General features: G+C 59.8%; 21 protein-coding genes and 1 pseudogene. 10 read left to right on the plus strand and 12 right to left on the minus strand.

What is annotated here, in order from left to right:
- Positions 1 to 481 (minus strand): annotated as a pseudogene (locus DBR30_RS21855) (signal recognition particle-docking protein FtsY); the annotation flags it as partial.
- Between the two features lie 110 nt (positions 482 to 591).
- Here DBR30_RS21855 and rsmD point away from each other — a divergent pair.
- Complete coding sequence (rsmD, locus tag DBR30_RS07785; protein ID WP_108539827.1) at positions 592 to 1,221, plus strand: 16S rRNA (guanine(966)-N(2))-methyltransferase RsmD; 630 nt, start codon at positions 592 to 594, stop codon at positions 1,219 to 1,221.
- Between the two features lie 104 nt (positions 1,222 to 1,325).
- Positions 1,326 to 1,637, plus strand: coding sequence for a DUF1145 domain-containing protein (locus DBR30_RS07795; protein ID WP_005342853.1), 312 nt, complete (start codon positions 1,326 to 1,328; stop codon positions 1,635 to 1,637).
- Positions 1,638 to 2,491: 854 nt separating this feature from the next.
- Here DBR30_RS07795 and DBR30_RS07800 read toward each other — a convergent pair.
- From DBR30_RS07800 to DBR30_RS07820, 5 genes are all read right to left on the minus strand, one after another.
- Positions 2,492 to 3,478 carry a helix-turn-helix transcriptional regulator gene (locus DBR30_RS07800; protein WP_005339987.1) on the minus strand — a complete coding sequence of 329 codons (987 nt, stop codon included), beginning with the start codon at positions 3,476 to 3,478 and terminating at the stop codon, positions 2,492 to 2,494.
- Between the two features lie 287 nt (positions 3,479 to 3,765).
- Positions 3,766 to 4,152: a SirB2 family protein gene (locus tag DBR30_RS07805; RefSeq protein ID WP_042052535.1), complete on the minus strand. Its 387-nt coding sequence runs from the start codon at positions 4,150 to 4,152 to the stop codon at positions 3,766 to 3,768.
- The gene (locus tag DBR30_RS07810; protein ID WP_108541699.1) at positions 4,149 to 6,005 is read right to left on the minus strand and encodes a monovalent cation:proton antiporter-2 (CPA2) family protein; all 1,857 of its coding nucleotides are present in this window, start codon (positions 6,003 to 6,005) and stop codon (positions 4,149 to 4,151) included. Before DBR30_RS07810 ends, DBR30_RS07805 begins: the two co-directional genes overlap by 4 nt.
- Before the next feature lie 67 nt (positions 6,006 to 6,072).
- Positions 6,073 to 6,669 carry a glutathione-regulated potassium-efflux system oxidoreductase KefF gene (kefF, locus tag DBR30_RS07815; protein ID WP_108541700.1) on the minus strand — a complete coding sequence of 199 codons (597 nt, stop codon included), beginning with the start codon at positions 6,667 to 6,669 and terminating at the stop codon, positions 6,073 to 6,075.
- A gap of 101 nt (positions 6,670 to 6,770) precedes the next feature.
- Positions 6,771 to 7,613 (minus strand): LysR family transcriptional regulator, encoded by an 843-nt coding sequence (locus tag DBR30_RS07820; RefSeq protein ID WP_108541701.1) that lies wholly within the window; start codon positions 7,611 to 7,613, stop codon positions 6,771 to 6,773.
- 142 nt (positions 7,614 to 7,755) lie between these two features.
- On the opposite strand from DBR30_RS07820, the gene DBR30_RS07825 reads away from it, so the two are divergent.
- The 6 genes from DBR30_RS07825 to DBR30_RS07850 all read left to right on the plus strand — a co-directional run bounded on the left by DBR30_RS07825 (position 7,756) and on the right by DBR30_RS07850 (position 15,792).
- Positions 7,756 to 8,478 (plus strand): SDR family oxidoreductase, encoded by a 723-nt coding sequence (locus tag DBR30_RS07825; RefSeq protein ID WP_181363523.1) that lies wholly within the window; start codon positions 7,756 to 7,758, stop codon positions 8,476 to 8,478.
- Between the two features lie 89 nt (positions 8,479 to 8,567).
- The gene (locus DBR30_RS07830) at positions 8,568 to 8,891 is read left to right on the plus strand and encodes a hypothetical protein (protein WP_108541703.1); all 324 of its coding nucleotides are present in this window, start codon (positions 8,568 to 8,570) and stop codon (positions 8,889 to 8,891) included.
- Between the two features lie 46 nt (positions 8,892 to 8,937).
- Positions 8,938 to 9,369 carry a DUF411 domain-containing protein gene (locus DBR30_RS07835; RefSeq protein ID WP_100647030.1) on the plus strand — a complete coding sequence of 144 codons (432 nt, stop codon included), beginning with the start codon at positions 8,938 to 8,940 and terminating at the stop codon, positions 9,367 to 9,369.
- A gap of 234 nt (positions 9,370 to 9,603) precedes the next feature.
- A complete protein-coding gene (locus DBR30_RS07840) occupies positions 9,604 to 11,757 on the plus strand; it encodes a S9 family peptidase (protein WP_181363524.1) in 2,154 nt (717 codons plus the stop codon).
- 404 nt (positions 11,758 to 12,161) lie between these two features.
- Positions 12,162 to 13,133, plus strand: coding sequence for a TAXI family TRAP transporter solute-binding subunit (locus DBR30_RS07845; RefSeq protein ID WP_005339950.1), 972 nt, complete (start codon positions 12,162 to 12,164; stop codon positions 13,131 to 13,133).
- A gap of 103 nt (positions 13,134 to 13,236) precedes the next feature.
- Positions 13,237 to 15,792, plus strand: a complete 2,556-nt coding sequence (locus tag DBR30_RS07850) for a TRAP transporter permease (protein WP_108541705.1) — start codon at positions 13,237 to 13,239, stop codon at positions 15,790 to 15,792.
- 521 nt (positions 15,793 to 16,313) lie between these two features.
- Here DBR30_RS07850 and DBR30_RS07855 read toward each other — a convergent pair.
- Positions 16,314 to 17,567, minus strand: a complete 1,254-nt coding sequence (locus DBR30_RS07855; protein ID WP_108541706.1) for a phospholipase D-like domain-containing protein — start codon at positions 17,565 to 17,567, stop codon at positions 16,314 to 16,316.
- 73 nt (positions 17,568 to 17,640) lie between these two features.
- Between DBR30_RS07855 and DBR30_RS21200 the strand changes: the two genes are divergently transcribed.
- Positions 17,641 to 17,817: a hypothetical protein gene (locus DBR30_RS21200; RefSeq protein ID WP_005339947.1), complete on the plus strand. Its 177-nt coding sequence runs from the start codon at positions 17,641 to 17,643 to the stop codon at positions 17,815 to 17,817.
- On the opposite strand, the gene DBR30_RS07860 is transcribed toward DBR30_RS21200, so the two are convergent.
- The 3 genes from DBR30_RS07860 to tatA form a co-directional block, all read right to left on the minus strand.
- Positions 17,795 to 19,216, minus strand: a complete 1,422-nt coding sequence (locus DBR30_RS07860) for a lytic transglycosylase F (RefSeq protein WP_021231555.1) — start codon at positions 19,214 to 19,216, stop codon at positions 17,795 to 17,797. The genes DBR30_RS21200 and DBR30_RS07860 overlap by 23 nt on opposite strands.
- 229 nt (positions 19,217 to 19,445) lie before the next feature.
- Positions 19,446 to 19,748 carry a YfcZ/YiiS family protein gene (locus DBR30_RS07865; RefSeq protein ID WP_005339945.1) on the minus strand — a complete coding sequence of 101 codons (303 nt, stop codon included), beginning with the start codon at positions 19,746 to 19,748 and terminating at the stop codon, positions 19,446 to 19,448.
- A gap of 16 nt (positions 19,749 to 19,764) precedes the next feature.
- Positions 19,765 to 19,926, minus strand: a complete 162-nt coding sequence (gene tatA / locus DBR30_RS07870; RefSeq protein WP_005339944.1) for a twin-arginine translocase TatA/TatE family subunit — start codon at positions 19,924 to 19,926, stop codon at positions 19,765 to 19,767.
- Between the two features lie 276 nt (positions 19,927 to 20,202).
- On the opposite strand from tatA, the gene DBR30_RS07875 reads away from it, so the two are divergent.
- Entirely contained in the window at positions 20,203 to 21,171 is a 969-nt protein-coding gene (locus DBR30_RS07875) for a LysR family transcriptional regulator (protein ID WP_005357635.1), read from the plus strand.
- 76 nt (positions 21,172 to 21,247) lie between these two features.
- Here DBR30_RS07875 and DBR30_RS07880 read toward each other — a convergent pair whose 3' ends face one another.
- The gene (locus DBR30_RS07880) at positions 21,248 to 21,847 is read right to left on the minus strand and encodes a YhgN family NAAT transporter (RefSeq protein WP_040069536.1); all 600 of its coding nucleotides are present in this window, start codon (positions 21,845 to 21,847) and stop codon (positions 21,248 to 21,250) included.
- A gap of 99 nt (positions 21,848 to 21,946) precedes the next feature.
- Positions 21,947 to 22,192 (minus strand): YecH family metal-binding protein, encoded by a 246-nt coding sequence (locus DBR30_RS07885; RefSeq protein ID WP_005357633.1) that lies wholly within the window; start codon positions 22,190 to 22,192, stop codon positions 21,947 to 21,949.
- Between the last annotated feature and the right edge of the window lie 163 nt (positions 22,193 to 22,355).

Here is a 22,355-nt window from a genome sequence, read left to right on the forward strand (position 1 = left end):
CTTCGGCAGCGATACGTGCTTCTTCTGCAGCGCGGGCTTCGGCAGCAATGCGAGCCTCTTCTGCAGAACGGGCTTCGGCAGCAATACGAGCCTCTTCGGCTGCCTTGACCTCAGCGGCTTGCGCCTCTGCGGCAGTGCGAGCGGCTTCAGCGGCACGCTCCTCTTCGGCGATCAGCGCTTCGTTGACGATCACCGGCTCCAGATCGGAGGCGCACTCCTCCACCACCAGCGGGCCGTGGTCGTCCAGCTCGGTCGGCAGGCAGCAATCATCTTGCAAAACGGGATTCTGTGCGCTGGCAGGCACTTCGGGGGAAACAGCCGGCGTACTATCGGAAACAGTGGTATCGGAAACGGGAGCGGGGGTAGCAGTGACCTCGGGCTCAACGGTAACGGGGGTGGCTTGGGGTGTCTGTGGTTGGACAGCCTCAGCCTCTTCTTTCTTGCGGCCGAAACCCAGCCAGGAAAACAAACCTTTTGCCATCTAAAAATACTCACATCAAAGGCTGACTGCTAAGATAGCCGTCCCTTGGCGGGTCGGCATAAAAATGAACCGCCTTATACTACCACTTTATTTTCTGACGATGAAACGCGATGCCCAGAGTGAAATCCAGCCGTAGCAACCCGAGCAAGAGTCCCGCCCCGCAAGGAAAATCGGGCTTTGTAAGAATCATCAGCGGCCAGTGGCGAGGCCGCAAATTGCCGGTCAAGGATGTGGAGGGGCTCAGACCCACCACGGATCGCGTCAAGGAGACCATCTTCAACTGGCTGGCCCCCCACATTCGCGGCACCCGCTGCCTGGATCTGTTTGCCGGTAGCGGCGGACTCGGGCTGGAGGCGCTGTCGCGCTATGCCGAGCAGGTGACCCTGATCGAGATGGACAAAGGGGCCGCTGACCAGATCAAGAAGAACCTGACCGCCCTCGGCAGCAGTCAGGGTCAGGTGATCCAGTCAGATGCAGTGAGCTGGCTGCAAGGCCCGGCCACGCCGTTTGATCTGGTGTTCCTCGATCCGCCGTTTCGCCGCGACCTGCTGCCGCAAGTGTGCGAACTGCTGGAGCAGCGCGGCTGGCTGGCAGCGGACGCCCTCATCTATCTGGAGCGGGAAAAAGAGATGGCCGATCTGGCGCTACCTGCCGACTGGCAACTACTCAAGGACAAACAGGCCGGTCAGGTCTGCTACCAGCTCTATCTGCGGGACACCAAGAATGACGCTGCAGTTTAAAGGGGGGGATGGGCGCAGTGGCCCTCCCCGTCAATTTGGACAATGGCTCAAGGACAAGCAGGCAGGTCAGGTCTGTTATCAACTCTATCTACGGGAGGTAAACAATGAAGCGGGTCTTTAATCTGTTGGCGATGGGGCTGATATTGTTCTTCTGGTTTGGCGTGCTGGTGAGCCTGATTGCCCCGCTGCCCGGCAAACTCAACGGCTTTCTGCCGGTCTGCGGCGTGATCGTCGCCCTGCTGCACTGGCTGCAGGCCAGCATGATCAAGGCAGCTTGCAAACGCTACTTCGCTGTCACCAAGGCCGAATTTGTCACTGTGCTGATATTTGGCGTGTTTGGCATGGTCGACATTCGTCAGCGCCTGCAAGAGATCGTCAACGCCGCCCAGCGCGGCAATCTCTCGGACAAACCATAAAAGAAAAGGGGACGGCGGTAGCCGTCCCCTAGAGTCGTGTCGTCCTGTCCGTAGAACTGCAATGCTCCCTGCAATCCCTGACGTTATCCTAATCCTTTGGAATATCCCCTTTCCAATCCGTTGGCGTGTCCTGCGGCGTTCCTAGCCTGGCAATTCATCCTGAACTGCTTCACTGTCTCCATCCTGGAGGTGTCCATTACCACGTCCTGTGGGGTTCCTTGCGTCTTCCTGACAGATAACCATCCGGGTTATCTCACTTCATCCTGAAGTATTCCTCTCGCATCCGGCGAGGTCCTGTTCATCCTGAAGAACGAGGTTCCGTTCGTTCTGCTCCCATCCCGAGAGTGTCCTGCCGCATCCCGCGGTGTTCCTTTATTCATCCGTGACGATAACCATCCTGATTATCGAACTCATCCTGAGGTATCCCTTGTCCACATCCTGCGGACTATTCCATCTTTATGCGCTGCCCTGCATCCTGCCGGACCAGCTCCGTCCTTGTGAGACCCATACTAAGGAAATGCGCCCCCCGAACAAGGGCCATCCAATGATAAAGATCCGATGCAGCTCCCATCCCAAAATACGAACTTAAAAACTAACCCTTTAATATCAGTTAGTTATTTAGTTTCACGGGAAAGCTCGATCATTCTGGCATGGCTTCGCGTACGGCTCAAAGCGCCAGCCTCTTACAGTCGCTATGGCAGATCTCTTACACGTGTTTCGCCCCCAAAAACGGAGCAGGAAAACGGTTCAATCCTGACGTTAAGACTTAAAAATTAGTTGAATAAATATGCTTAAAAAAACCGCAAAAAAAGAGCCGAGACCAGGCTCGACTCTTCAACATTCCAATTTTTTAATCAGCTCAAGCGGTTGGCCGGATTGAGATAGGCCTTGCGCAACGATTCCGGTGCCAGCACCTCCAGTTCACCGCCGATGTTGTTCAACCAGCTGCGAAACTCCGGGGTGTCCTGCACTTCGGTCTCCACCACCACGCTGCGCTTGTCATAGCGGGTCATGCGCGGATTATTGCCGGGGATCTGGTTATCCACCAGCGACTGGCTGTTGGCATCGATCCGACCGACGAAGCGGATCGGGCCGCTCACATCCTGATAGCCCTGATCGCGGATCAGCTTCTGGATATTGAAATCCTTCGGCTGGGTGGCGCTGAAGTTGGTCAGCTCCACGTTCTTGATATGGTCAAACGGGATGCCGTAGACCTTGGGATCCAGCTCGGACAGAGTGCAGAGCAGGATCGGACCGTCCGGCTGATTGAGAATGCCGAGCGGGTTGATACGGTCGTAGCAGAGCCACACGGTACGCTCTTTGATCACGCGCTGGATCTCGGCACTGAACTTGCGACCACGCCAGAGCGCATCGCGGATCAGGGTGCTGCGGCGGATCTCCGGGTTGCCGGCAAACGGACGCGGTGACTGGTGGACACTCTCCAGCCAGCGTTCGGCCAGTTCGCTCTGGCTGTCGCGGATCACCTGGCTCGCCTTGTCGACCAGCGGGTTCAATTCGGTCAGTACACTCGCCGGCAACAGTTGGCTCGCCTGATCACTCCAGGTTTTCAGGGCCACCGCCAGCGAGAGCGGCATGATATTGGCAAAGTCGTTGAGGCCGTGGCGCTCAAAGCACCAGCCATGGGGTTTGCTGCGCTCGTCCGAGGTGAGGTCGAACAGTCCCATGCCGGACATCTCTTCCAGGTCCCGTTGCACGGTACGCAGACTGACGTGGATGCCTTCCTCTTCCAGTTTTACTTGGAGTTGGCTGGCGGTCAGCTTGTAAGGGCGGTGCGGGATGCAACGCGCCAAGGTCAGTTGTCGTAACAGCTTCTTGCTCATGGTGCTTGCCTTCACTGGTTTAGCGTTGACTGTATGCTAGTCGTGACTTGCGACAGTCTATGTCGCAAGTTTTGCTGCGACAACTGTCGCCATTTTCATACAAAACACACTAAGCAACTGATTTATAAAGACAACGCACTCAAAAAAGGAGCCGCTAGAGGCTAAAATTAGCCAAAAATCCCTCAAATGAAAGTTCTATCTTGCGATTTATTGCTAGCATAAAACTCCGATTAATTAATTCATCACAGAATATGATTTCAGGGGAGTGCATGACTCTCCCCTTTTGCTCACATAAGCCACGACCAGGCTGACTTGGTGATGGCCGCTCCGACCATGTAGCCAAACACCGCCAGCGCTGCCACACCGGCCACCAGCTTCTGACCGCGGGCCGGGCGCTTGAGCGCCATGACACCCAGACCGATATAGAGCACCAGTGCAATCAGCTTGGCCATCAGCCAGGGTTGTTGACCCGGGCTCAACTGCAAGGCCACCGCCAGCAACACACCAAACAGCAGCAGGAAGGTGTCGTTGATATGCGGGAGGATCTTCAGCCACTTCTGCTGCAACCGAGCGCTGCCGGCCAGCGCCAGACTCCAGCGATAGATAAAGAGCAGCAGACTGACCAGCGCCAGCGTCATATGCAGGTGTTTGAACATGGGGTAATAGGCAATCATTTTGCTTCCTTGTCGTCGTCGGGTAGCCCGCTGTTCCAGTTGTGGGCATGGATACGCTCCTGCCCCTCCTCGTCGTCTTGCAACAGATCGGAGAGGATCTCCCGGTATTGCAGGCTCTTGTTGATATAAGTGTGTTCGTCGTCCAGATAGTTGACCTGCTCGCGCAACAGCCAGTTATCGTGCTGCTTGAAGGTCTGTCCCGCCCGCCAGGCCTGGTTGGCCCGAAAACCGAGCTGGGTCAGGGCTTCCACCCCCAGATCGACCGCCGAGCCCAGGGTTTCCCGGTGCACGCTCTCGACCCCGTGGCGCAGGATCTCGTGGGCATGGGGTCGATCCAGCGCTCGCGCCAGGATCTTCAGGTGCGGGAAGTGCTTCTGGACCATCTCTATCACCGCCAGCGAGGTAGCCGGATCGTTGATGGAGAGCACCAGCAACTTCGCCTTGTGTGCCCCTGCGGCATGGAGCAGATCGATCCGGCTGGCATCGCCATAGAAGACCTGATAGCCATACTTGCGCAGGGTCTCTATCTGACTGGCATCCTGCTCGAGGATGGTGGTACCGATGCCGTGACCGTGCAGCAGACGCCCCACGATCTGACCGAAGCGGCCGAAGCCCGCGATGATCACCGGATGCTCCACCAGCTCAGGTTGCTCATGCTGCGGTGCGTCGCTCTGGTTACGGTAATCGAACCAGGGCTGGATCACCCGATCGTTGAGGATCAGCAGCAGCGGGGTGAGCGCCATGGAGAGCGCCACCACCAGCGTCAGCAGCGAGATGGTCTCACCGGGCAGCACCCGGTTCTGGGCGGCAAACGAGAAGAGCACGAAGGCAAACTCCCCCCCTTGCGCCAACGCCAGCGCAAAGGTCCAGCGCTGACTCGGCGAGATGCGGATGGCAAAGCCGAGCGCCATCAGCACCAGCCATTTGAGCGCCATCAGACCAACCACCAGCGTCGGGATGAGGAAGGGGTGCTCGGCAAACAGCCCGAAGTCGATCCCCGCCCCCACCGACATAAAGAACAGGCCAAGCAGCAAGCCCTTGAACGGCTCTATGTCCGCCTCCAGCTCGTGGCGATATTCGCTGTCGGCCAGCACCACACCGGCGAGGAAGGAGCCAAGAGCGGGCGAGAGCCCCACCGACTCCATCAGCACCGCGATGGCGATCACCAGCAGCAGGGCGGCGGCGACGAAGATCTCCCGCATATGGGACTGGGCGATGGCACGAAACACCGGCCGCATCAGGTAGTGGCCACCCAGCACGATGCCGGAGATCGCCGCGACCACCAGCAGACCATGTTGCCAACCCGCCAGCTCGGAGCCACCACTGCTGGCGACCGGCGCCATGGCCAGCAGCGGCAGGATCGCCAGGATCGGAATGACGGCGATGTCCTGAAACAGCAGCACCGCAAAGGCAGAGCGACCGCTCTCGCTCTGCATCAGCTTGCGCTCCTGCAGGCTCTGCAACACGATGGCGGTGGAGGAGAGCGCCAGGATCAAGCCGATGGCCAGCCCCTGTTGCAGCGGCAGACCAATAAGGTGTGCGACTCCAGTCAGCGCGGCGGTAGTGAGTAGCACCTGCAAGCCGCCGGTGCCGAGGATCGGTCCCTTCAGTTGCCACAAGAGGGCCGGACGCAATTCAAGACCGACCAGAAACAGCATCAGCACCACGCCAAACTCGGCGAAGTGCATCACATCCTTCTGCTCCCCCACCAGCCCCAGCAGAAAGGGGCCTATGATGATCCCCGCCAGCAGATAGCCGAGCACCGAACCCAGCCCCCAGCGCTTGGCCAGCGGCACCGCGATGACGGCGGCAGAGAGATAGATAAAGGCATCAAACAGGATCCCGTGGCCCATCAGTCAGCCCTCCGTGTGAACAGCCGATCCGGCTCATGAGCTCGGCCAACAATCAACCCGTGTTTCATCAGAGCACCTCCAGCAGGTCGCGCAGATAGGGGCGCCCGGCCAGTTGCTCCGGGGTCAGCTGATCGTCACGCAGGGCGCAGAGCAGCTGGCGGTAATCCTGACCGCAACGGCGCAGGGCGGCGGGATCCTTGATCTTGTGAAAGGAGTGCAGCACGAAAGGGGGCAACCAGTTCATGCCGCACAAGGTGGCAGCTTGTTGAAATGGGAGCAGAAAATCGAGCAGCGGTCGGCTGTTGTACCCATCGCTGCAGTAGGACTCCGGCGCCCCGCCGGTGGTGATGGCGCTCAGCCACTGCTTGCCCTTGAGGGCGTGGGCTTCGGGGCCGTAGGCGTAGCCATACTCCAGCACCAGATCCATCCACTCTTTCATGATGGCCGGGCAGGAGTACCAGTAAAACGGGTGCTGAAAGACGATGATGTCATGCTCACAGAGCAGCGCCTGCTCCCGCTTCACATCGATGAACATGTCGGGATAGTGCTGGTAGAGGTCGTGAACCGTGACCCCCTCCAGCCCCTCAATCGCCTGCAACAGCTGCTTGTTGGCCCGCGAGCTCTGCAGCGCGGGATGGGAAAAAATAACCAGAATGCGTTTCATGACCACATCACCCGAACAAAGCCTTGCGGTGCAAGGCGCGGTAAACAGAAAAGGGGAGTCTGGGGAGCTGCATCGTAAAGGTGCACAGGAAAGCGACCTTATCAGGAAGCGCCATAACCTGCCAACTCGGGTATCAGTTCCCGCAGCGCCGGATTGAGGGTCTGGTGGGCGGGATAGCAGAACCCGATCCGGCGAAACATCCGCGGCCCGCTCACCGGCAGGGTACAGAGCCCCGCCTCATCCTCCACCAGCCCGTCCGGCAGAAAACTGATGCCAACCCCCGCCAGCACCAGCGCCATCACCAGCCCCTTGCTCTCGGCCTTGGCCACCAGATTGAGGGTAAGCCGGTCACAGGCCAGCAGGCCGATAGTCTGCTGATGGGCTTCGCAGGGCGGGCACTCAATAAAATCATAATGTTGCAGCTCGGCCAGCTCGATCTTCCCGCGACTGGCCAGGGGATGGTCGACCGGCACGCAGAGCACGTAATCCTCCTCCCACAGCGGCAGGAAGATCTCGTCCTCCCGGCGCAGGGCATCCAGCGTCAAGCGGCAGTCGGCGGGCGTGGTGTAGTCGGAGAGGGTGAGATCCAGCTGCGGCAACACGCGCTGTACTTGCTGCAACAGCCCGGCCACCCGGCGGCGACTCAAGTCCGGCATGATGGCGATATTGAGCCTCGCACGCGTCGCTTTCTGGCGAAACAGCTCCGGCAAACGGCGCGCCTCCTCCACCAGCTTGACCGCGTGGGGATAGAGATAGTGGGCCGGATCTTTCGCCACCACCCCCTTCTTGCCCCGGACAAACAGGCTGTCACCGAGCGCCTCTTCAAGCTGGCGCAGTCCCGCCGAGAGGGAGGGCTGGCTGACGTGGCAGCGCTCGGCCGCCGCCGTGATGTTCTTCTCTTCATAGATGGCGATGAAGAAACGCAGCAATCTCAAGTCCAGCATAAACCAACCATAGTTTTTTCAGATGATAACCAGCGGAAAACAATATTTATCACTTATAGATACAGTGACTATAGTGATTGGGTTCCGTGCTGGCCAGCCACCTGTTTGCTCAAACCGACTCTTGAATCAGAAGGAAAGACCCATGTCCAAATCTCTCGTCGTGATCACCGGCGCCTCCGCCGGGATCGGTGCCGCCATCGCCCGTGCCTTCTCTGCCGCCGGTCATCCGCTGCTGCTGCTGGCCCGCCGGGTCGAGCCGATGCAGGCTCTCGGTCTGCCGAATACCCTCTGCATCGGGGTCGATGTGACCGACACCGCCGCCATGAAAGCCGCCGTCCAGCAGGCAGAAGCCCAATTTGGCCCGGTGGGCTGCATGGTCAACAACGCCGGTGTCATGCTGCTGGGTCAGGCCGACGTGCAGGATCCCGCCGAGTGGCAGCAGATGCTCAACATCAACGTGATGGGCGTGCTGAATGGCGTCCACGCAGTGCTGGCAGGCATGAAGGAGCACCGCAGCGGTACCATCATCAACATCAGCTCCATCGCCGGTCGCAAGACCTTCCCGAACCATGCCGCCTACTGCGCCACCAAGTTTGCCGTGCACGCCCTGACCGAGAACATCCGGGAAGAGGTGGCCGATGTCGGCGTGCGGATGGTGACCATTGCCCCGGGTGCGGTGGAGACCGAGCTGCTCAGCCACACCACTGACGAGAGCATCAAGGCCGGTTATCACGACTGGAAAGATCAGATGGGCGGCGTCATTGCGCCGGAAGTGATCGCCGATGCCGTGCTCTACGCCTGGAACCAGCCTGCCAACGTCTGCGTGCGCGAGATCGTGCTGGCGGCGACCCGTCAGCAACCTTGAATCCTGGCTGACTGACACCATGGGGAGGGCTTGACCCTCCCCCGGGGCACAGGGTTACCATGTGCCCCTTGTTTTTTCCGAGTCATTCCATGGTTCTCACCCGTCGCCAACTCGCTCACGCCCGTCGCTGGCTCCCCTTGTGGAGCCTGGTGCTGGTGTTGATGTCGTTTGGCAGCCGGGCCGCAACCGATCTCTGTACCCTGACCACCCACTGCAGCCAGAGCGAGCTTACCCTGGAAAAAGCAATGCCCTGCGGCAGCTTTACCACCGCCCTCTCGATGACGCTGGTAGGCAGCGACAGCCTGACGGTCGCCGTGCTGGAACCGGATACCCCCGACTTCGCCTCCCCCTCTCTCTTTACGCCGGACGCTCCGTGCGAGCGGCTCGAACGTCCCCCACGTACCCAGATCTGAAACGCATCCCGTATCGGGCATCTTTTCTTTCAATCTGAGGTGAGTGATGTACAAACCCCTGTTACTGGCCATGCTGGCCGGTACCGTCAGCTTTTCGGCCCTCGCGGCCGAGAAGATGACCGTCTACAAATCCAAATATTGTGGCTGCTGCCAAAGCTGGAACGAGCACATGGAGCAGAATGGCTTCGAACTGGAGGTCATCGAAACCGAACAGCTCGGCGCAGTGAAGCAGCAATACGGTATCGCGCCGGAATTGGCCTCTTGCCATACCGGTATCGTAAATGGCTATGTGATCGAGGGGCATGTACCCGCCGCCGATGTGCAGAAGCTGCTCAGGGAAAAACCGGCGATCCGTGGCCTGACCATTCCGGGCATGCCCCAGAGTGCACCTGGCATGGATATTCCGGGTCATCCCTATGAGGTACTGAGTATCAGCAACGAGGGCACGACCAACCGCTGGTCGAGCTACCCCGGCTGACGAAAACTGGCCATGAGAGGGCACTCCCATATCATGTGAGGCACACCTGAGCGGACTCTTGCCGCTCATGACCAGAAAGAGGGCCGCTATCGCGAGATAGCGGCTTTTTTTGATTACATTTCCTGCAATAACAAGGGATTGCTTGCAACCACCGGCAACAAGGGGCAGATTTAATGCCAATTCATGGAGCCGATGCTCAGGTCTACCAACCCTTTCCAGCGCCAAGGATGCGACATGTTTACCTTTTCCCGAGGAGTTCTGCTGCTAGCCTTTCTGACAGTTCTCCCCCCCACTTATGCCAATGAAGAGCCCGTCATGCTGACAAGCGAACATCCAATCCAGCCGCCCGTGGCCGCCAAACATCCCCGCACCCTGAAAAAACACGGGGATACCCGCATCGACAACTACTACTGGCTGCGCGACGACCAGCGTCAGGCGCCGGAAGTACTGCAATACCTCGAGGCCGAGAACGCCTATACCGAGGCCATGCTCAAGCCGACCCACCCCCTGCGCGAACAGCTCTACAAAGAGATGGTGGCCCGCATCCCCCAGCAGGATGAGTCGGTGCCCTATGTGGAAAATGGCTACCGCTACCAGACCCGCTATGAGCCGGGCAAGGAGTACGGGATCTATTCGCGCACCAAGCTCGGCGAAGAGCAGGCGAGCCTGCTGCTCGACAGCAACCAGCGGGCTGAAGGGCACGAGTTCTATGCCCTCGGCGCCCTTGAGGTGAGCCGCAACAACCGCTGGCTGGCGGTGGCGGAAGATTTCCTCTCCCGTCGTCAGTACCAGATCCAGTTCCTCGATCTGGAGAACGGTCAGTGGGCCACCGACAAGTTGGAAAATACCTCCGGCAATCTGGTGTGGGCCAACGACAACAAGACCGTCTTCTATGTGCGCAAGCACCCGCAGACCCTGCTGCCCTATCAGGTCTATCGCCATACGCTCGGGACGGATCCGGCCACGGACAAGCTGGTCTACGAGGAGAAGGATGACTCCTTCTACGTCAGCCTCTACGCCACCACCTCGGAAGATTTCATCGTCATCGCCCTCTCCAGCACAACTACCGGCGAAGCACGGCTGATCGATGCCAACCAACCGGAGCACGCCCCACGCCTGTTCCTGCCCCGTCAGGTGGATCACGAATACAGCCTGGATCACTACCGCGGCCGCTTCTATGTGCGCTCCAACAAGGACGGCAAGAACTTCGGCCTCTACGAGACCAAGGAGAGCCCGGTCGATCGCTGGAAGGCGGTGATCGCCCCCAATCCGGACGTGCTGCTGGAGAGCTACGCCCTGTTCAAGGATTGGCTGGTACTGGAAGAGCGCAACAAGGGGCTGACCCGACTGCGCCAGATCAACTGGCAGAGCGGTGACGAGAAGGAGATCGCCTTCGACGATCCCGCCTATGTCACTTGGCTTGCCTACAACCCGGAGCCGGATACCAGCGCCCTGCGCTATGGCTACTCCTCCATGACCACCCCCGCCTCCACCTATGAGCTGGATATGGCGAGCGGCAAGCGCACCCTGCTCAAGCAGCAGCCGGTGGCTGGCTTCAAGGCCGACCAGTACGCCAGCGAGCGACTCTGGGTGACCGCCCGCGACGGGATATCGGTGCCAGTGTCGCTGGTCTATCGCAAGGACAAGTTCAAGAAAGAGCAGGCCGATGCGCCCAAAAATCCACTGCTGGTCTATGGCTACGGCTCCTACGGCGCCAGCATGGACCCCGACTTCAGCAGCTCGCGCCTGAGCCTGCTGGATCGCGGATTCGTCTACGCCATCGCCCATATCCGTGGTGGCGAAGAGCTGGGCCGTCACTGGTACGAAGATGGCAAGCAGCTGAACAAGCAGAACACCTTCAATGACTTTATCGATGTCACCAAGGCGCTGGTGGAGCAAGGCTACGGTGCCAAAGATCAGGTCTACGCCATGGGCGGCAGCGCCGGTGGTCTGCTGATGGGGGCCGTCATCAATCAGGCGCCCGAACTCTATCGCGGCGTGGTGGCGCAGGTGCCGTTTGTCGATGTGGTCACCACCATGCTGGACGAGTCCATTCCCCTCACCACCGGGGAGTATGACGAGTGGGGCAACCCGAACCAGAAGCGCTACTACGACTACATGAAGAGCTACAGCCCCTACGATCAGGTCAAGGCGCAAGCCTACCCCAACCTGCTGGTCACCACCGGGCTGCACGACTCGCAAGTGCAGTATTGGGAGCCAGCCAAGTGGGTCGCCAAGCTGCGCGATCTGAAAACGGATGATAACAAGTTGTTACTGAACACCGACATGGACGCCGGCCACGGTGGCAAGTCGGGCCGCTTCAAAGCCTACGAGGATATTGCGCTGGAATACGCTTTTATCCTGGATCTGGCCACCCCGGCCAACTGATCCATTATGACCCCGGCCCTTGTCACGCAAGGGCCGCATAAGAATCCCCCATCACTCCCCGCCATACCCGTCGAATTAATCTCCGATCAAAAAATTGATGACCGACATCAAACTTTTCAATATTTAACGCTGCTTTTTTGCCGTTTTGTTTGATTTATGTTGGTGTAATGTGCTTAATCGAAGTCGTTATCGCTTTTTATTTGGCCCCTCTGGGGCCAAATTATCTTCTGCTGGCAGGACGCCGGTTATCTCACCGCAGGATGATGGTGGCTTTTTTTGGGAGGGGGTAACAGCCTGACCTTTCCTCGTACGAGGCCCTATCGGCAAGCTCGGCGCAGAACGGGACTTGACCGCACATTCACCCGTGGAACGGGTGAGATAAATCAATGAAAAGGATGGAATAGATGAAAGGATTAACTTTGGCGTGCGCCCTGTCGGCGGCTCTGGTCGGTGTCTCATTCGGTGGTCCGGTACAAGCGCAGGAGCGCTTCGTGACCATAGGCACCGGCGGTCAGACCGGCGTCTACTATGTCGCTGGCCAGTCCATCTGCCGCTTCCTCAATCGCGGCGCCGCCGATCACCAGATCAAGTGCAACGCCCCGGCCAGTGGCGGTGGTGTTGCCAACGTCAACGGCATCCGTAGCGGCGAATTCAACTTCGGCATCATGCAATCCGACCACCAGTTCAAGGCGATGAAAGGGCTGCCGCCGTTCCAGGCCGAAGGGGCCATGGATGATATGCGCGCCGTTTTCTCCCTGCAGAGCGAGGTGTTCACCATCCTGGCTCGCCGCGATGCCAAGATCGCCAGCTTCGACGATCTGAAAGGCAAGCGCGTCAACATCGGCAACCCGGGCTCCGGCCAGCGTGACACCATGGAAGAGATCATGGCGGTCAAAGGCTGGAAGAAGGGCGACTTCGGCCTGGTCTCCGAGCTGAAACCGGCCGAACAGGCCTCCGCCCTCGGTGACAACAACATCGACGCCATGAGCTACTTCGTCGGTCACCCGAACGGTGCCATTCAGGAAGCCTCCACCACCACCGATGCGGTACTGGTACCGGTGACCGGCGCCGATATCGACAAGCTGCTGGCCGAGAAGAGCTACTACAGCAAGGCCGAGATCCCGGGCGGCATCTACAAGGGCAGCGACAAGCCGACCCCCTCCATCGGTGGCAAAGCGGTGCTCTCCACCAGCGCCAAAACCGATCCGGAAGTGGTCTATCAGCTGGTCAAGTCGGTGTTCGACAACCTGGATCGCTTCAAGCGCCTGCACCCTGCCTTTGCCGACCTGAAAGAGGCCGACATGATCAAGGTGGGTCTCTCTGCACCGCTGCATGAAGGGGCTGCCCGCTACTACAAAGAGCGCGGCTGGCTCTGATTGAAGGCCCCGGGGCCTTTGTCACTCTCTTCGACACCCGTCTGCCGCCTGATTGCGGGGGCGGGTGTTGCTCTTGTTGTACTCGTTGGCACAAGTTAACCCTATGCAAGATAAACAACTCTCTACCGAGGAACTGATCGCCCAGGATGTGGGCGCTCGCCTGCCGCTGGGCCCGCTGGGCTGGATCATCACCACGCTGGCGCTGGCCTGGTCGCTGTTCCAGCTCTGGATCGCCTCGCCACTCTCCTTCATGGTGGGGTTTGGCGTACTCAATGACACCGAAACCCGCTCCATTCACCTCACCTTCGCCCTGTTGCTGGCGTTTCTGGTGTTCCCGGCATTTCGCTCCTCACCGCGGGATCGGGTGCCCCTCGGCGATATCGCCCTCGGCCTGATTGCTGCGGGCGCCGCGTCTTACCTGTTCGTAATGTATGAAGCGCTGGCGCTGCGGCCCGGCACCCTGACCACCGCCGATCTGGTGACCGCCTGCATCGGCATTCCGCTGCTGCTGGAAGCGGCGCGCCGCGCGCTGGGGCCGGCACTGGCGGTCATCGCCATCATCTTTCTGGTCTACAGCCTGGCGGGCCCCTGGATGCCGGGACTGCTGGCACACCGCGGGGTGAGCTTCAGCGCACTGGCCAACCACCAGTGGATCACTACCGAAGGGGTGTTCGGCATCGCCCTCGGCGTTTCCACCAGCTTCGTGTTCCTGTTCGTGCTGTTCGGCGCCCTGCTGGAGCGGGCCGGTGCCGGTCACTACTTTATCCAGCTCGCCTTCAGCCTGCTCGGTCACCTGCGTGGCGGCCCGGCCAAGGCGGCAGTGGTCGCCTCCGGCCTGACCGGCCTGATTTCCGGCTCGTCGATTGCCAACGTGGTGACCACCGGCACCTTCACCATCCCGATGATGAAGAAGGTGGGCTTCAGTTCAGAGAAAGCGGGGGCGGTGGAAGTGGCCTCCTCGGTCAACGGCCAGATCATGCCACCCGTGATGGGGGCTGCCGCCTTCCTGATGGTGGAGTATGTGGGCATCCCCTATGTAGAGATCATCAAGCACGCCTTCCTGCCTGCCGCCATCTCCTACATAGCGCTGCTCTACATCGTCCATCTGGAGGCGCTGAAACTGGGCATGCAGCCCATCGGCAACCATCAACCCAAACCCTGGCTGCGCCGCCTGACCGGTTTTGCCTTTGGCGCGGCCCTCATCAGCGGCCTGTCGCTGGCGGTCTACTATGGCCTCGGCTGGCTCAAACCTGCGCTGGGTGACTACGCCCTGCCGGGGATCTCGGTACTGCTGGCTGCCACATATGTGGCCCTGTTGAAGATCGCCGCCAGCAATGAACCGCTGCCTGCCGAAGATCCCGACAAGCCGCTCACCGAGCTGCCCAATACCCGCGCCGTGCTGCTCTCCGGCCTGCACTTCCTGCTGCCGGTGGTCGTACTGGTATGGTGCCTGATGGTGGAACGCCTCTCACCGGGGCTGTCGGCCTTCTGGGGGACAGTGATGCTGGTGATCATCCTGCTGACCCAGCGCCCGCTGCTCAACTGGCTGCGCCAGGACGGCAAGCACGACTACGGCACCGTCGCTGACGGCGTGGTGGATCTGCGGGAAGGGCTGGTCGCCGGTGCCCGCAACATGATCGGTATCGGCATTGCCACCGCCACTGCGGGGATCATAGTCGGTGCAGTATCCCAGACCGGGGTCGGTCTGGTGCTGGCGGATCTGGTGGAGTTCCTCTCCATGGGCAACCTGCTGCTGATGCTGCTGCTGACCGCCCTGCTGAGCCTAATCCTCGGCATGGGACTGCCCACCACGGCCAACTACATAGTGGTGTCCAGCCTGCTGGCGCCGGTGGTAGTGACGCTGGGGCAGCAAAACGGGCTGATCGTGCCGCTGATCGCGGTGCACCTGTTCGTCTTCTACTTCGGCATCATGGCAGATGTGACGCCGCCGGTGGGGCTGGCCTCCTTCGCGGCAGCGGCTGTCTCCAAGGGCGATCCCATCAAGACCGGGATCACCGCCTTCTACTACAGCCTGCGTACCGCAGCGCTGCCGTTCCTGTTTATCTTCAACACCGACCTGCTGCTGATCGACGTGGACTTCGCCCACGGGGTGCTGATCTTCATCGTGGCGACCATCGCCATGCTGATCTTCGCCGCCGCCACCCAGGGCTGGTTCCTGGTGAAGAGCCGCTGGTACGAGAGCGTACTGCTGCTGCTGGTCGCCTTTACCCTGTTCCGCCCGGGTTTCTGGATGGACATGGTGCACGATCCCTATCGCGAGACCCCGCCTGCCCAGCTGGCCCAGACCATGGGTGAAGTGGAGGCGGAGAGCACCCTGCGGCTGCGGATCCTCGGTGAAGATGCAGTGGGCAAGCCACGCAAGTTCACCCTGCTGGTCGCCGTACCGGATGGGGCAAATGGCGAAGAGCGGCTGGCCAATCTGGGGCTGAGCCTCTATGAACAGGATGGCAAGACGCTGATCGACAACGTCGCCTTTGGCAGCCCGGCCGCCACCATGGGACTGGAGTTCGATCAGGAGATCCTCACCGTCAAGGCGCCGACCGAGCGCTGGACCAAGGAGTGGATGTGGATCCCGGGCTTCCTGCTGTTCGGAGTGATCGTCTGGCTGCAGCGTCGCCGCAGCGTCAAGGCTGGTTAATCCACCGGGCAGATGAGATCGAGGGCCGCTATTGCGGCCCTCTTTTTATTGCCTTGCCCTCTGCGGCTCTTGCGATGAGCGACAGTCATGGAAAAAGGTAAACGGTGGCGAGCGGCCAAAAAAGTGGGGTGACATGTCCATGTCACCCCCTCGCAAATAGCATGTTCCATATTGGAGTCCGGCCACGCCGGGTCTCTGTTTCACTTTCCGATAGTTCGCGACCCACCTGAAGTGCGCGCCAATTGCAGCGATGCAACCGACCAGCTACCCGTTACAACTTTCGTCCACACGGCAGACAAGCCACCGTGTTTGTCCTTGCAACTGAAATATTACGCATAAAAACAAAATAAAAAACGTTTTTATGCCAATTCCATTCACATTGAAGTACAAAAAACAGCCTTATCATCACCACTAAATTGTTATAAAACAGTAAGATATATTCATGCATGGTTATTCACCCGCAAAGGGCATCAGCAATGGCTTACAAGGCTTTGCGAGATCTCGCACAAAAAATGGCCACCTCACAGCCAACGCCGCAGTGGCAACCAGTCGCTCAGGCGGGCTATCAGCCGCCTTGACCACCCTTCAGGTTTGCGCGGCAATCCACCGGCCTGCTCCTGCCAGCGAGCCAGCCACATTCGCAGCGCCTCGCAGATCGGCGGGCAGTGCAGATGCAGCATCAGCTCGGTATTGAGAAAGAGCGAGCGGGGATCGAGGTTGAGGCTGCCAAACAGCGCCCGCTCCTCTCCCAGCAGGATCAGCTTGGCGTGCAGGCTGCCGTGGCCATGGTCAAACTCGGCGACCCGGATCCCGCGCCGCAGCAACCAGCCGAGATAACGTTGGTAGGCGCCATAGACCAGTGGCACATCGGTGCTGGCTAGCGAGTTGGTGAGAATGTCGATAGCGACCCCCTGCTGGCGCAGCCGCGCCAGACGGTGCCGAAACCCGCGAGTAAGGATGAGGTAAGGGGTCACCAACCCCAGCGCGCCGAGATTGTCAGCCAGCTGGCGCCAAAGCTGGCGGGCAGTGGTGGGGCGGGAGATCAGCCCCTTGCCGGGACGGTCGAACCACACCTCGGCCCGCCCCTCATGCCATTGCAGCGGCAAATCGCGCTCGTCAAACAGCGCCGCAGGCAGATCGTAGACCGTCGCCACCGCCGGATCCGTCATGGTGAACAGGAAGTCGTTGACCACCTCTATTTCGGCGGGCAGCAGCTCGCGACGCAGCAGATGGCGGATGGGGTGGCTCCAGCGGCTGTGCCAGAACTGCTCGAACCCCTGCGCCATCTGCTGGCACAGGCCCCCCTGACAGGCGAGATCGAGATCCACAAAGGGGGCCTGCGGATCCAGACCGAAGTAGCGATCGCCGATGTTGCGCCCGCCGATCAGCGCCAGCTTGCCATCCACCAGCAGCAGTTTGTTGTGCATCCGGTGGTTGATGCGGCGAAAGCTGAGCAGCCCCTCCAGCAACAATGCCAGCGGGCGCCAACCCCGCAGCCAGAAGGGGTTGAACAGCCGCACCTCGATCCCGGGGTAGTGAGCCACCATTTCCAGAAAGCGGTTGTCACCGGCATAGAGATCATCCACCAGCAGCTGTACCTTGACGCCACGCCGGGCGGCGTGGAGCAGCTCGCTCAGCAGCAGCTTGCCGCTGCTGTCCTCCTCCCAGCTGTAGTACTGCGCCTGGATCCGCTCGCGGGCATGGCGGATCCAGTGGCAGCGCACCTTGAGCGCCAGCAGGGGAGCGTCGATCAGGGCAAAGGATCCGGGGATCATGGTGTCATCCTGCTGTCATGGCCGGGTGTCATAACGCTGGCGAGCCTCTTCACATATTCAAAAGGAGTTGCTGATGGAACTGCATGATACCCCGATGTTGCGCTATCTGGGCCAGCTCAGCCAGCCAGACCTCATCCCGGCCACCGGCCCCGCCCACTGGTTTTTGCAACACAGGGACGGTGGCTGGCAATTGCCGACCGTGCAGGCGACCCTGCCGGTCAACCGGCTCAGGGCTGAGCCGCTTCGATAGCGGCAGCCTTGCCCTCGATCTGGGGCAGGCTGAAACGATAGGCCACGTAGTACTTGTAGATGGTGCCGACATAGTTGATCGGCCCCTGTCCGACTTCGTTGGCCACCAGCTGATCCACGTTGCCGAACCAGACGTTGGGATCGAGCCCCAGCTTCTCCGCCTTGCCTCGCAGCGCCTGCACCCGGTTCGGCCCGGCGTTGTAGGCGGCGAGGGCAAACAGGTGGCGGTTGAGCCGATCCAGCTTGGGATCATTGAAGTAGGTATCGAGGATCAACCGCATGTAGCGACAGGCGGCCTCCACATTTCCCTCCAGCGTGGTGAGTCTGGCACCGTTGATGCCGACTTCCCGCCCTGTGCTGGGCAGCAGCTGCATGAGGCCCACGGCCCCCTTGGGCGAACGCGCCTTGGGATTGAGGCCGGACTCCTTGTAGCCAAGTGCCGCCAGCATCAGCCAGTCGAGATCGTATTGATTGGCGTACTTCTCCAGCACCTTGCGAATGGTCGCGAGGCGCCCCATGGGATCCGGCGCCAGGATATTGCTCATCTGATCACTGCGAACCAGCAACCGGCGCAGGGTCATGTCGCTGTAGAGACTGTTGCGGCTGACACTCGCCAGATAACCATTGACCGCCTTGAGCAGCTCGGGGCTGTTCTTGCGCAGCGCCCAGGCGCTGGTGCCGTTGCTGCGCAGGGGGATCAGCTTGTGGGCCTTGAGGCCGGAGATCATGCCACCCAGCCAGATCCGCCCCTTGTAGCTGTCAGTCACCGTCAGGGGAATAATGCCGGCGGCCACCATCTCCAGCAGATCGCCATCCTGCAGGTATTCGGGCACCGTCTCGATATAGACGGGGGGCAGCCCCAGCTCGCGAAACAGCCAGTTGAGCTGGCGCAGACTCTCGTAGTAGCTGGAGCTGGCACGTACCCAGACCCGCCTGCCGGAGAGCTGGGTAATGCGGCTGAAGGCGGGCAGGCTCTGCTGGCTCACCACCCACTCCTCGATGGATGAAATGAGCGGCCGGGAGAAGGCCACCTGTTCACGCCGGGTCGGGGTCACCGTCATGGTCGCCGCCACCAGATCGCCACGCCCCTCGGTCAGATAGTCCAGCAGCTTGTCCTGCCGCACCGGGATGTAGACCACCTTGAGTTTGACCTTCTCTTTGGCGAGATAGGTCTTGTTCAGCCAGCGCTCGAACCCTTGCAGCTGATTGACCAGAATGCCGTACTGGGCGCCGCGATCGAGAAAATAGAAGCCGCGCTCATAGACCACCAGCGCCCTGAGTTCGCGCTTTTGCAGAATGCTTTCGAGGTCCCCGGGTTGGGGCAGACGCTGTGGCTTGAGTTCAGCCGCCAGCAGGGGAAAACAACAGAGGGCCAGCAGAGCCCAGATCCAGCGTCGCATCACGATGGCTGCCCCTGTGCAGGGGTCACGCCTGCTGCCTGTTGGCAGCACGGATCTCGATAGAGGGTAGGATTGGGGGCAGAGATCCATCGCTGCGTCATGATGTTTACGCCTTCTGTTGGCCGACTCGCGCCGGGCAAAAACGTCTGTGGGATAGAGTAACTATAGAACGCCGACCCACAGCAGAAGGGTCAACACGGCAGGCAAACCTGCCGCGTTATCAGACAACTCAGATAGAGCGGGCCCGCATTTCGAAAATCAGTTTTTCGGCGGTGCAGGTGAATTGCAGGCGGGCTTTCAGGATCACGCCGTTGGCGCCCTGGGTCAGTTCGCTGCTCACTTGAGCTTCGGCAGTGACCTGCTTGGCCAGTGCTTCATAGGCAGCCAGCTTGGCGCGGGCATCAGCCTCGGCAGCGGCTTCAATAACCAGATCCATCACATCGTCGCCTTCGCCGATGATGGTGCCGATCTCGGCAAAACAGCCGCAGCTGTCACAGGTTTCGTTCAGTTCAACTTTCTCGTCTACAGACATTTTCTACTCCTACTGCTTATTTCGGATGATTTGCGTCGTCACGCATCGCCTTGCGAAAATCTTTGATGGCGGTACCCAGATCCTCACCTGCACTGGCAAGACGTTTGCTGCCGAAGACCAGCACAACAACCAGCAAGAGGATCAGCATATGCCAGATATGAATTCCACCGAGTCCCATAGGGATACTCCCTCACAAAGAGATATCTGTTACTTGTATCAAAATAGAGCGCAGGGATTGTTGGGCAAAATCAAGGCAGGTGCAAGTGAGCAAATAAATCATAGCCAAAAAATAGGGCGACCCTGAGGTCGCCATATTGATTGTGCTACATGTCCCCTCAACCGCTACATCCTGTACCAGTGGTTCATGCGAACCTGAGACCATTCGAGGATAAGATCGCCAAGATATGAAAACAAATGGTATAAATTCATCTTAGAATTGAAGAGGATTCATATCATGCTGCTGGAACAACTGGGTCGCATCGACCTCAATCTGCTGATTATCCTGCAGGTGCTGCTGGAAGAGCGCAACGGCAGCAAGGCGGCACGCCGCCTTCATCTGAGCCAGTCCGCCGTCAGCAAAGCCCTCGGCCGTCTGCGCGATACCTTCAACGATCCCCTCTTCATCCGCTCCGCCTACGGGCTGGAACCCACCGGCCGCGCCCTTGCGCTGCAACAGCAGTTGCAACCCATCCTGCTGTCGCTGGATAACCTGATCCAGCCGCCCGAGTTCGATCCAGCCAGCTCGGAGCGAGAGTTCGTCATCGCCAGCATGGACAGCGCCTTTACCCTGTTTGCCCCGCTCTACCTGAGCGAGCTGAAGCGGCAGGCACCAAGGATCCGCTTGCGTTACGAGGAGTGGACCGAGAACAGTCTGACCGAGATGAGTCAGGGACAGGTGGACATCGCCTTCGCGGTGCGGGAGAACTGCATCAGCTCCGATTATCGGCTCGATACCCTGCCCGACAGCATCTGTCAGCGAGTGCTGGCGGTCGATGATCTCACCTGTCTGGTGCAGCAGCACCACCCCGCGCTGCGGGAGCCCAACTGGAATCTGGAGCACTACCTCAGCTATCCCCATGTGCAGACTTACTGCGAGGGGCGAGACCGCTGGATGCTGGATCACAAGCTGGCAGAGCAGGATCTCTACCGGCGTATCGAGGCAACCGTGCCCTCCTTCGAGGCGGCACTGCGGATGGGGATGCACTCCGACATGATAGTAACCCTCTCCCGGCTCTACGCCCGCCACGCCACCCAGGTCTATCCGCTGTTGCAGCTGCCGCTGCCCATCGGGTTGGACAGCATCTCCCATCTGCTCATCTGGCATCAGCGTCACAGCGAGGATCCGGGCCACCGCTGGCTGCGGGAACTGCTGCTCTCCCTCATCATGAGTAAACTGGAACCTGCAGCGACCACTCACGGGTGACGGCACGCCTTCTCGGCAACAAAAAAGAACGGGGCTCTGCGTAGCCCCGTTTCATTCACTTCAAGATGTAAACCGCTCAGCCCTGGCCGGTCACCGCCAGATAGTGATGTACCCCGTCCAGCAGCATCTGAACCGAGATCATCACCAGCAGCATCCCCATCAGCCGCTCCACCGCAGTGAGTCCCCGCTCACCCAGCAGCTTGTTGAATACCTCGTAGAACATCAGGATCACCGCGCTGGCGGCCCAGGCCATAAAGAGCGCCAGCGACCAGTCCACCATCCGGCTGGGCTCCTGATTGGCCAGCAGCATCAAGGAGGCGAGGATCGACGGACCGGCGATCATCGGGATCGCCATCGGCACCAGGAAGGGCTCCTCGCCCGCCGCCAGCCCGGTCACGCCCCCCTCACTCGGGAAGATCATCTTGATGGCGATCAGGAACAGGATAATGCCCCCCGCAATGCTGACCGCCTCCTGCCGCAGGTTGAGGAAGCCGAGGATCTGCTGACCAACGAACAGGAACAGCATCATGATGGCCAGCGAGAAGAGCAGCTCGCGCACCATCACCTTGCGACGTCGCTTGGGATCGATATGACGCAGGATAGAGAGGAAGACCGGCAGGTTGCCCAGCGGGTCCATGATCAGAAACAGCATGACTGCGGCAGAAAAAGTATCCATACAACGCCCGGGCTACGCCCTGAATAGGGAAAAGAGAGGGGGCGAAATATAGCAAAGGGCGAAGAATTGAGCGAGCGCCATGATGCGCTCGCAGCGGGATTAACCGTGGTTGCAGATCTTGTCGGCGCGGGTCTGGAAACCCTCGGCCGAGTCGATGAATTTGCCGCGGGCGGCCAGAAAGTCGATCAGCGCTTCCGCATCCATCTCGCTGGCGCTGCAGGTATGAAAACGGGCCTCGGCACCGAACCGCTCGGCCATCGCCTGTTTCAGGCTGGCACGGGTAAATTGCCCCCCTTGCGCCAGCATCATCTCCATCACTTCGTGACCATGAACCGATTGCGACATCTCTCACCTCAATAATGAACATATTTAATGCCAATTAAATATCTCCCCGCCCGGAGGGATCTTGATATAGGCCAATAAATTGCGCATTACCTGGTCAGGGGAGTGGTCACCGCCACCGCTTTGTCGATAATGTGGCAACCCGCGTCAGGGATCGCTACACTGG

The organism is Aeromonas sp. HMWF017 (assembly GCF_003061465.1).
GTDB lineage: Bacteria > Pseudomonadota > Gammaproteobacteria > Enterobacterales > Aeromonadaceae > Aeromonas > Aeromonas veronii.